This window comes from Methylobacterium sp. J-048 (assembly GCF_022829515.1).
GTDB lineage: Bacteria > Pseudomonadota > Alphaproteobacteria > Rhizobiales > Beijerinckiaceae > Methylobacterium.
Genome location: NZ_JAKSYL010000219.1, coordinates 1 through 9,672, shown reverse-complemented (window position 1 = coordinate 9,672; position 9,672 = coordinate 1). Strand labels below are relative to the sequence as shown.

Genomic DNA, 9,672 nt, shown 5'->3' with positions numbered 1-9,672 from the left:
GGCGGCGCCTCGGCCCCCGCCTGGCTGCTGGCCGCCAGCTTCTCGGCCGGCGCAGGCATCTGGAGCACCCACTTCATCGGCATGCTCGGCTACGATCCCGGCGTCGTGGTCGGCTACGAGATGGCCACGACGCTGCTGTCGCTGATCGTGGCGATCGCGGGCGCCCTGGTCGCATTCACGTTGTTGCGCGCCGCGCATCAGGGCGCGTCCTGGGCCGGAGCCGTCGCCGGCCTGGTCCTGGGCGGCGGCATCGCCTGCATGCACTTCCTCGGCATCGCGGGCGTGGTCCTGCCCGGTCGGTTCGACTGGGATCTCAGCCTGGCGCTCGTGGCGGCGGCGATCGGCTGCGGCCTCTCCGGCGCCGCCCTGGTGGTCCATGTCCGAGGCGCCGACACGCGGACCAGGATGATGGCCGCCACGGTCCTGACGGCCGCCATCGCGGGGCTGCACTTCCTGGCCATGGCGGCGGCCCGGGTGGTCCCGGACCCGACGCTGGCGAATCCGGATCTCGGCCTCGCCCGCGGCGCGGTGGCGGGCGGCATCGCCGTGGTGATGGCGGTGATCCTGGCCTTCGCGGCCCTGGCCCTGATGCTGGATCATCTGCGCACGATCAACGCGGCGCTTGCCCGCCAGGGCGTCGCCCTCGGCGAGAAGACGCTGCTCCTCGACAGGACCCTGGACAGCATGGACCAGGGGCTGATCATGGTGGACGGACGCGGCCTCGTTCAGGTGTGCAACGAGCGCGCCCTGGTGCTCCTCGACCTGCCGCGGGCGATGATGCTGGCCGGCCCCAGCTACAAGGCGGTCCTGCGCCATCAGCTGCACCACCGCGAGCGCAGCCGGACCGACCGGTCGTACCGGGACTGGATCGAGCGCGGCGGGCTGGAACAGGCCCATGTCCACGAGCGCATCCGCCCGAACGGCCTGGTGCTGGAGATCCGGACCGTGCCGCTGCCGGGCGGCGGCTTCGTGCGGACGTTTACGGACATCACCCAGCGCAAGGCCGCGGAGGCCGAGGTGGCGCGGCTCGCCCGGCACGACATCCTCACCGGGCTGCCGAACCGCGGCCTGTTCCGCGAGTATCTCGACGCACGGCTCGCCGACATCGCGCTCCGCGGCGGCACCGGGGCCGTGCTCTACCTCGATCTCGACGGCTTCAAGGGCGTGAACGACACGCTCGGCCATCAGGCCGGCGACGACCTGCTCCGCAGCGTGGCGGACCGCCTGCGGGCGGCCGTCGGCGACGGCGTCGTGGCGCGCCTGGGCGGCGACGAGTTCGCCGTCCTGCTCCCGGGCGACCGCCAGGAGGCGACCGAGATCGCCGAGGGCCTGATCGGCTTGTTCGAGGCGCCGCTCTGGGTCGGCGAACAGCGGATCGCCGTCGGCCTGAGCGTCGGCATCGCCCTCGCCCCGGAGCATGGGGCGAGCGCGGAATGCCTGTACCGGCGCGCCGACCTCGCCCTCTACCGGGCGAAGGCCGAGGGAAGGGGCACCTTCCGGGTGTTTGCCTCCGACATGGACGAGGAGGCGGAGGAGCGCCGGGTGCTTGAGAGCGACCTGCGCCGAGCGCTCGCCGACGATGCCCTGAGCCTGCACTACCAGCCGCAGGTGGACGGCGCCTCCGGCGTGCTGGTCGGCTTCGAGGCCCTGGTGCGCTGGACCCATCCGGTGCGCGGCCAGATCCCGCCCAGCGTGTTCGTCCCCCTGGCCGAGGAGACCGGGCTGATCATCGCGCTTGGCGACTGGGTCCTGCGCGAGGCCTGCCGCGAGGCCGCGACCTGGGCGCCGTCGCTGAAGGTGGCGGTGAACCTGTCGCCCCGGCAGTTCCAGAAGCCGGACCTGCCCGAGACCGTGCTGGCCGTGCTGGCGCAGACCGGCCTGTCGCCGGACCGGCTGGAATTGGAGGTGACCGAGAGCGTCATCATCAACGACATGGCCCGGGCGATCAGCATCCTCCGGCGCTTGAAGGGGTTCGGCGTCCGGATCAGCATGGACGATTTCGGCACCGGCTACGCGTCGCTGGCGACCCTGCAGGCCTTCCCGTTCGACAAGATGAAGATCGACCGCTCGTTCGTGGCCCAGCTCGGCGTCGATCCGCAGGCCGCCGTGATCGTGCGCGCCGTGCTGAGCTTGGGCCGGAGCCTCCGCATGGGCGTCGTCGCCGAGGGCGTGGAGACGGCCGCCCAGCGGCGGTTCCTGGCGGACGAGGCCTGCGGGGAGATGCAGGGCTACCTGTTCGGCAAGCCCCGGCCGATCGGCGACTACGCTGGAATGCTCAGCCTGCCCGAATCCGCGGAGGCGATCGCTCCGTACCCGGCTCGCCTGGCCCGGGCGACGGCCTGACTGGTGGGGGCGCCTGCTGGACGAGCGGCCTGATACGCGTGTCGCCTGCAGGCCACAGGCGGCACCTAACGGGCTCGGTCTTGGTTCAACGTCCCGTGTTCAAGCCGAGGCAATTTTCAATTTTTAATCGATAGCGCCACCTCAGCGAGCCCTGGGGGGTTCAGGGACAGTCGCTGTCGCATATCCTCAATCCTAGGTTTAATATTGATCCATTTGAAAATTCCGGTTGTGCGCGATAGGAAAAATTCTCCAGTACGGCACCACGTGAGTACTTAAGCATAATTCATGCAGACATTGTTTTCGACTGACGGGGTGCATCCCCGCGATAGCTTCAAACGCTGGCGGGAAACGCTGTCCGATCTGGGCGCCAATCTCCAACAGCGGCGCCTCGACGACGGTCCATTCTCTTGCAAGATGGAAGCGACCCGGATCGGCTCCGTCGCGATGCACCGCGTCTCGCAGACCGCCTTGCGGAGCGAGGCGACGGGCGAGATGCTCCGGAACTCGGCCCACGCGGGCAAGGTCGTGGTGACCTTGCAGCTCGCCGGCGCGGCGACGAACGACCAAGATGGTCGGAGTTCGGTGCAGCGGCCGGGCGACTTCGTGGTGATCGACCAGCGGCCGGTCGTGATGACGACGAAAACGGGCAGCGCGTGCCTATCGATTCAATTGCCGCGCGAGCGTCTGGAGAACGTGCTCGGGTCCACCCGGCGCTACACGGCCCTGACTGTGGGCTCGGACCTCGCCTCGGCGACCCTTGTCTCGACCTTCTTCCACGAATTGATCCGGGTGCAGCATCAGCTCTCACCCGATGCGGCCGTCCGCATGGCGTCGGCCGGCACGGACCTGATCGTGGCCAGCATCGCCGAGCGCCTCGCCCGGGAGGTCCCGCAGCCGCTCCACGGCACCGTCGTGGTCCAGCGGGCGAAGGCGTTCGTCGAGGCTCATCTCGGCGACTCCAGCCTCGACCCGCCCCGGCTCGCCGCCGCGGTCGGCGTGTCGTTGCGCCGGCTGCAGGAGCTGTTCCACGCGCATGGCCAGCACATCTCGGACTGGATCTGGCAGCGCCGGCTCGAGGCCGCCGCCAAGCGCCTGACCGACCCGGGCGTCCGACATCTCCCGATCGGCACCCTGGCCTATGGCTGCGGCTTCGCCAGCCAGGCCCATTTCGCCCGCCGCTTCAAGGCGCAGTACGGCATGACCCCGAGCGAGTACCGGAGCGCACCGCACCTCGGGACATGATAAGCGATCGATCCCGGCCGGCTCAGCCGTGGGGCGTGCGCCGCCGCGCCGGGTATCGCGCCTCCGCGCGCTTCCGCACTGCCCGCGCGCGCTCGACATCGCCGATGCCGAGCGGCCGGGGCGAGGCCTCCTGCGTGAACGGCATCCGGCTGCGGATGTCGCCGTAATAATCCGAGCCGCTCATGCCGAAGCTGCCGCCCGTGACCGGACCGTCCAGGTGCGGCTCCCCGGCGCAGGCAGCCGTGGCGGAGCAGACGAGGAGAGCGGCGAAGGTCAGGCGCATGCGTGAATCCTGGCAGCGGAGATTCGGCCGTTTCAAGACCACGGACATGACGATGGCGTGTACGCCTGGCGGATCGGCCGCTCGGCCCCACCCCGATCCGGTCACGGGGCGGGGGAGCGTCCGATCTCACCAGCGGTCGAGCCGATACGCAACGCAGCTCGGGATGCAGGATGACCGGCCAGGGTTAGCAGGCCGTGCGGGTGCCTCGGGATCGATCGTCCCGGGCCGGGACCGCTCGCGCACGAAGAAGCCCGCCGCGGCCTGGAGCCGGGCGGGCTCATGAGGATCAGGCTTCGGATCGGAAGCGGTCAGAAGCCGCCACGCCCATAGCCGCGCGGGCCGCCAAAGCCGTGCGGCCGGCCATAGCCACGACCGTAACCGCGGCCGTAGCCGTAGCCCCGTCCCCGGAAGCGCGGGCCGCCATAACCATGGCGTCGGCCGCCGAAGCCGGGTCCGAAGCGGGGACCGCCATAGCCGTACTGGACCTGCTCCACGGCCGGGGCGGCCTCGATGACGGCCCCGAGGCCGATCTGGGCCGCGGAGGCCGGGAGGGGCGCGAGAAACAGGCTGGCTGCGAACAGGCCACCCGTCAGCGTCGGTATCTTGAACACGAATTCTCTCCTCGCCGAAGCGGCTGATGCGCGTCCCCGGCTTGGTGGCAACCCGATGGGCTCTCGGACCGTTCCTGACGAAGTGACCTGCAACGGCCCTCCTGCGGATGCGCCCCGCTCCCGCGCGACACCCCCGGCACGGCGGCGATCTTGCGGGGAGGCGCGCTCCGGACAGCGCGGGGTGGTCATGAAAAACCCGTTGGTGCAATGGCTCGCGCTCGCGGTCTTCGGCAGCACCCCTGCGGTCGCGCAGCGCGTTCGGGTCGACAGATCCCATCGCCGCGCAGCGATCGCAGCGCAGCGCTTCGGCGATCCGCGACCGCCGACCACGACGCTTCGCGCCCCGAACGACGGCATCATTCACTGGAACACCCCGAACAAGGACGGCAATCTCGGCGGCCCCGGGACGGGCGGCGGTGGGGGTGGCGGCTAGAGCCGGGGGCGGACCGGGCGTCCCGAGGCCGCGGCGCGCGTCTCACCCGCCAGACCGCGATCGATCAGCCGCCGCCGTTGTCGCCGCCGCCGCCTCCGGTCTTGCGAATGGGATTCCTCCTGCCTCGGCCCGGAAGGATCGCCTCGGCCCCTGGAGAAGCACGCGAGCCTGCCTCCGGTTCGCGGCCCATCCGCCCCGATTGCGCACGATGTCGTCGCCGGGCAGCGGCGGGCGGCCTCAACCGTCAGGGGGAGCTTCCGCCACCGCCTTACGTTATGGTTTCGACTTGATGGTTTCGGCTTGGCAGATCCGTGCGACACAGATGATCCGGCGTTCGAAGACGACTGTCATTGCGCTGGGCGTCATCGCCGCAGCCGCTGTCGTCGCCGCGCTCGTTCATCTGCTGCTCGGTCTGCTCTCCCTCGACATCGCGGTGGCGAAGACCAGTGAGGAGGATCGGCAGGCCGCACAGGCCTTGACCCAGCTCTTCGAGACCCAGCATCCGCGGGTGCGAATCCGGACGATCTACGAGCCGGATCGTCTCGGGACCGCGGCGGCCCTCGACAGGGGCGAGACCCAGCTCGCCCTGATCCGCAGCGATGCCGCCCCCAAGGACGGGCAGACCCTCGTGATCCTGCGCCGCGACGCGATCGTGTTCGTCGCGCCCGGGGGCAGCGCCGTCGACAGCATCGCGAAGCTCAAGGGCAGCACGATCGGGCTGCTCGACGGACGCAAGCTCGATCCCCGCCTGCTCGACCTGATCCTGACCCATTTCGGCATCCCCCCGGCAAGCGTGCACCGGAAGGTCCTGACCGTCGATCAGCTGACCGAAGCCGCGCGTAGCCGGCAAATCGGCTCGGTGTTCGTGGTGGCTCCGGTCGGCGGTCCCGTGTGGCTGCCGCTGTTCACCGCCCTGCGCAAAGGATCGGGGGCGGCGAAGCTGTTCGAGATCGACGAGGCGACGGCGATCGCCAAGGAGCATCCGGTGCTCGACACGATCGACGTGCCCAAAGGCAGCTTCCTCGGCTCCCTGCCGGCGCCGGGGGACGATATCACCACCCTGTCGGTCAGCCACCGGCTCGTCGCCCGGGGCGCGATGCCGGACTGGCTCGCCGGCGAAATCACCCGCGAGGTCCTGACCGGCAAGCCGCGGCTCGTCGCGCTCGACGACGATCTGGCCGGCATCGAAGCCCCTGACACCGACGACAAGGTCCAGGCCTTGCCGATCCATCCGGGTGCGGCGGCCTACCTGACCGGAAACCAGCCGAGCCTGAGCGATCAGGCGCAGAACGCGGCCTACTGGATCGGGCTCATGATCAGCGCGGCGGCCTCGCTGAGCGCGGCGGGCATCGCCCTGTTCAAGCGCGTCCGGCCACGCCAGCCGCCGACTCGGGTCATGCGCCTGCTGGAGATCTGGCTGGCCGTGTCGAGCACCGATCCCGCCGGCCTCGAGGATCTGGAACGCGAGGCCGATGCGCTCGCCGCCGAGGCGATCCGCGCCGAGGCGCACGGCCGGACGGAGAGCGTGGAAATGCGCCTCGTCGCCCTGCTCGTCACCCATGTCCGCGAGGCGGTACAGCGCCGCCGGACCTTGGGTTCTCGGTCTTCGGCGCAACAGTCTTCCGCGACGCCTGCGACCCGGGCGCCATTCTCGGCCAAGACCTGACCTCAAGTCAGGCTATACGTCCGGCAGGTCTATTCCGCCTGCGGAAACCGAGGCTTGGCAAACGCATGCAGGCGGGCTGTGCCGCGACACGAGGCCGCCCGTACAGGGTCGGCGCGCGGATCGCGAAGCTCAGAAAGCCAAGACTTCAGCAATGCCGCGTTACGTTGGCACTTGAGGTCGCCATAAAAGCCTATGGTGACCCAACAGGATTGTTGATCTCCGCGCTCGACAACGCACGGCTCGTTCCCGTATGATGTTCAGACGTTGCCGGCGCATGTTGAGCCGTTAGGCACGTTGTTTTCAGGAATTCCGCACACATGAAGCGCCGGAGCGCGCGGCCGTTCACGGTCGAAGTCAAGCATACCCGTACCTCCCGCGTCGCGCTGGTCGACGCGACGACGCGACCCCGCGAAACGCAAGACCTCTGGTGGGACATCCCCGCGGAGACTGCCGATAAGCCGGCCGAGGCGGTGTTCGCGCCTGCCGCTGCTGTAGAGCCGGCGCCGCCCGAGGCCCCGGCCCGGCGCGTGCTGCCGAGCCTCGTGCCGATGTTCTCGACTGCGAGCGAGCCCGAAGCGCCGGAAGCCGACGAGGCCGCCTCGATCGGGCGCCTTCCGCGGGTGCGTCGTGCCAAGGCGGCGACCAAGCGCGCACCGAAGCCCGTCGCCGAGGCTGCACAGCCGGCTTTCGTCGCAGTCCCAGTCGTTTCGCGACCGGTGACGAGCGCGCCCGCTGCGGCAACGGCCGCCACGGTCCCGGCTCAGCCGGCAGCGATGCCGGCGCGTCCGATCCGCCTCTCGCGGCAGGCCGACACCCTCAAGGCCGGCGAGCGCTGGAAGCGGCGGCTGCCGCGCCATCTGTGGTGAACTGATCCAGCGCTGCGAACGAGGCGACTTCATTGGTAGAAGCCGCAGCACGGAGTTGAAGACAGATAGCCGGAGATGGTGATCTCCGGCTGTGCCGATATTCGCATCTTGAAGACCTGAGGCAGCGAGACGGTGTCTCCGTCGCTCGGCGTCTCAGATGCCGACGCTCGCCGCACCCGCCTCCGCGGCCTGGCTGACGGTCGCGCCGTTGCGCAGCGCCATCGCGATTGCGGTCGAGGCCGTGTCGACGGCGCCCGCGCGATCCTCGCCGTAATCGTACATGCTGTTGGTCTGAGAGCCCAAGCGGGCGTGGAAATTATCGGGAAAGCTCTTGTTCATCCGCTGCTTCAGCAAGGTTGTCGCAGCGTGGTAATCGCTCTCGAACCCGGCCGATTGATAAGCCGGGCCGGCCTCGTAGGTCCCGCCTTCCTTGTCGGCGGCAGCTTTGCGGTTCTTGTGGTCGATCGTCTGCGAGAACAGGATGCCGATAATCTTGGCCATAAGCCATCTGAAGGCGTTCATCTCGGTCCTCGACGGTGGAAGCACTTCAGGTCTGTACCATGCATTGCCCGAACGCCGCGGCTTTGTTCAGGATGCTCCGGGGTCACCAGCGCTCTTCCGAGATGAGCGCGCCGCTGCCATCGAAGGTTCCCCGCCAGCCCTTGCCGTGCAGGCGGACCGTCACGCATGTTTGATCGGCCTGGGATCCCGCCTTGATCCAGGCCTCGACTTGACCGAGGCGCTCCTGGCGCTTGAGCACGGCCATGCTGACGCCCAGGCGCGAGGCCAGTTCGCGGGGATCGACGATCCAATCGCCCTTGTGGCCGAGATCGAGCCGCACGGAGGGACCTCCATCAACCGCGCGTCGGCGGCCCACCGGGCCAGCCGTCATGGGTTCGCGACCGAGCGCCCATCCCCGCGCCGATGATGGGGCGCCCTGTGGTGGGACCGGGCCGGGTGACGCCGGGCTTGGACCCGGGGCGGCGGCGCGGGCGGCTGCTGGACCGCGGGCACGCCGTCGTGCGCAGCGATGACCCGGCGGGCCTCCTCGACGCTCATGTCGCAGGCGCTGGTCATGCCCTGAAGGGCGCCGAGCGCGCGATTGTATTCGGGCAGGTTGGTGCATCCGGGAACACCCCAAGCCCGGGCCGGGGCGGGGGCCGCGAGGATCGTCACCACGGCCAGCAATCCGGCGCTCGCGCTGCGGATCGGGGGCCGGCTCACATCCGGATCTAGGCGCAGGCGCATCAAAACCTCCCGACCGGTTCGAGGGGTCAACCCGCATGGGGCCGGATGGTGCGGTCGCGGGCAGGCGCCGTGAGCGCCTGCCCGGTTGGGGGTAACGGTCCGGACGCAGCGCAAGGCGTGCCCGGACCGTCGTGTCGTCCGTTCGGGAGCTTTAGAAGTCCATGCCGCCCATGCCACCCATGCCGCCGCCGCCCGGCATGGCCGGGGCTTCCTTGCGCGGCAGCTCGGAGATCATCGCCTCGGTGGTCACCAGGAGACCGGCCACGGAGGCCGCGCCCTGGAGCGCCGCCCGGACGACCTTGGACGGATCGACGATGCCGGCCTGGAGCATGTCGACATACTCCTCGGTCTGGGCGTTGAAGCCGTAGGTCGGCGAGGCGTTGGCCAGGATGTTGCCGACCACGATCGAGCCCTCGACGCCCGAGTTGGACGCGATCTGACGGATCGGGGCTTCCAGAGCCTTCAGCACGATCTTGATGCCGGCCTGGACGTCGGGGTTGTCGTTCGAGAGGCCCTGAACGGCCGCCTTGGCGCGCAGCAGCGCGGTGCCGCCGCCCGGGACGATGCCTTCCTCGACGGCAGCGCGGGTGGCGTGGAGGGCGTCGTCGACGCGGTCCTTCTTCTCCTTGACCTCGACCTCGGTCGAGCCGCCGACGCGGATCACCGCGACGCCGCCCGCGAGCTTGGCCAGACGCTCCTGGAGCTTCTCACGGTCGTAGTCCGAGGTGGTCTCCTCGATCTGCGCCTTGATCTGCGAGATCCGGCCCTCGATGTCCGACTTCTCGCCGATGCCGTCGATGATCGTGGTGGTCTCCTTCTCGATCCGGACGCGCTTGGCCCGGCCGAGCATGTCGAGGGTCACGTTCTCGAGCTTGATGCCCAGATCCTCGGCGATCATCTGGCCCTTGGTCAGGATCGCGATGTCTTCCAGCATCGCCTTGCGGCGATCACCGAAGCCCGGCGCCTTCACGGCCGCGACC

General features: G+C 69.6%; 11 protein-coding genes. 5 read left to right on the top strand and 6 right to left on the bottom strand.

The genetic code is table 11. The features are described from left to right. On the top strand, positions 1 to 2,343 hold a 2,343-nt coding region (locus tag MKL09_RS21410), incomplete at its 5' end, for an EAL domain-containing protein (RefSeq protein ID WP_244023494.1). A gap of 285 nt (positions 2,344 to 2,628) precedes the next feature. After that, positions 2,629 to 3,585 carry a helix-turn-helix domain-containing protein gene (locus MKL09_RS21405; protein ID WP_244023492.1) on the top strand — a complete coding sequence of 319 codons (957 nt, stop codon included), beginning with the start codon at positions 2,629 to 2,631 and terminating at the stop codon, positions 3,583 to 3,585. A gap of 22 nt (positions 3,586 to 3,607) precedes the next feature. On the opposite strand, the gene MKL09_RS21400 is transcribed toward MKL09_RS21405, so the two are convergent. Further along, on the bottom strand, positions 3,608 to 3,868 hold the full coding sequence (locus MKL09_RS21400) for a hypothetical protein (protein ID WP_244023490.1): 261 nt from the start codon (positions 3,866 to 3,868) through the stop codon (positions 3,608 to 3,610). Between the two features lie 308 nt (positions 3,869 to 4,176). Next, a complete protein-coding gene (locus MKL09_RS21395) occupies positions 4,177 to 4,479 on the bottom strand; it encodes a hypothetical protein (RefSeq protein ID WP_244023488.1) in 303 nt (100 codons plus the stop codon). A gap of 187 nt (positions 4,480 to 4,666) precedes the next feature. On the opposite strand from MKL09_RS21395, the gene MKL09_RS21390 reads away from it, so the two are divergent. The 3 genes from MKL09_RS21390 to MKL09_RS21380 all read left to right on the top strand — a co-directional run bounded on the left by MKL09_RS21390 (position 4,667) and on the right by MKL09_RS21380 (position 7,444). Further along, the gene (locus MKL09_RS21390) at positions 4,667 to 4,912 is read left to right on the top strand and encodes a hypothetical protein (protein ID WP_244023486.1); all 246 of its coding nucleotides are present in this window, start codon (positions 4,667 to 4,669) and stop codon (positions 4,910 to 4,912) included. 322 nt (positions 4,913 to 5,234) lie between these two features. After that, positions 5,235 to 6,578, top strand: a complete 1,344-nt coding sequence (locus tag MKL09_RS21385) for a TAXI family TRAP transporter solute-binding subunit (protein ID WP_244023484.1) — start codon at positions 5,235 to 5,237, stop codon at positions 6,576 to 6,578. A gap of 317 nt (positions 6,579 to 6,895) precedes the next feature. Further along, complete coding sequence (locus MKL09_RS21380; RefSeq protein ID WP_244023482.1) at positions 6,896 to 7,444, top strand: hypothetical protein; 549 nt, start codon at positions 6,896 to 6,898, stop codon at positions 7,442 to 7,444. A gap of 153 nt (positions 7,445 to 7,597) precedes the next feature. Here the strand turns inward: MKL09_RS21380 and MKL09_RS21375 are convergent, their stop codons facing one another. The 4 genes from MKL09_RS21375 to groEL form a co-directional block, all read right to left on the bottom strand. Beyond that, a complete protein-coding gene (locus MKL09_RS21375; protein ID WP_244023480.1) occupies positions 7,598 to 7,966 on the bottom strand; it encodes a hypothetical protein in 369 nt (122 codons plus the stop codon). 82 nt (positions 7,967 to 8,048) lie between these two features. Further along, positions 8,049 to 8,285 (bottom strand): hypothetical protein, encoded by a 237-nt coding sequence (locus MKL09_RS21370; protein WP_244023479.1) that lies wholly within the window; start codon positions 8,283 to 8,285, stop codon positions 8,049 to 8,051. A 47-nt stretch (positions 8,286 to 8,332) separates the two neighbouring features. Continuing rightward, entirely contained in the window at positions 8,333 to 8,692 is a 360-nt protein-coding gene (locus MKL09_RS21365; protein ID WP_244023477.1) for a hypothetical protein, read from the bottom strand. Between the two features lie 151 nt (positions 8,693 to 8,843). Then, on the bottom strand, positions 8,844 to 9,672 hold an 829-nt coding region (groEL, locus tag MKL09_RS21360), incomplete at its 5' end, for a chaperonin GroEL (protein WP_244023475.1).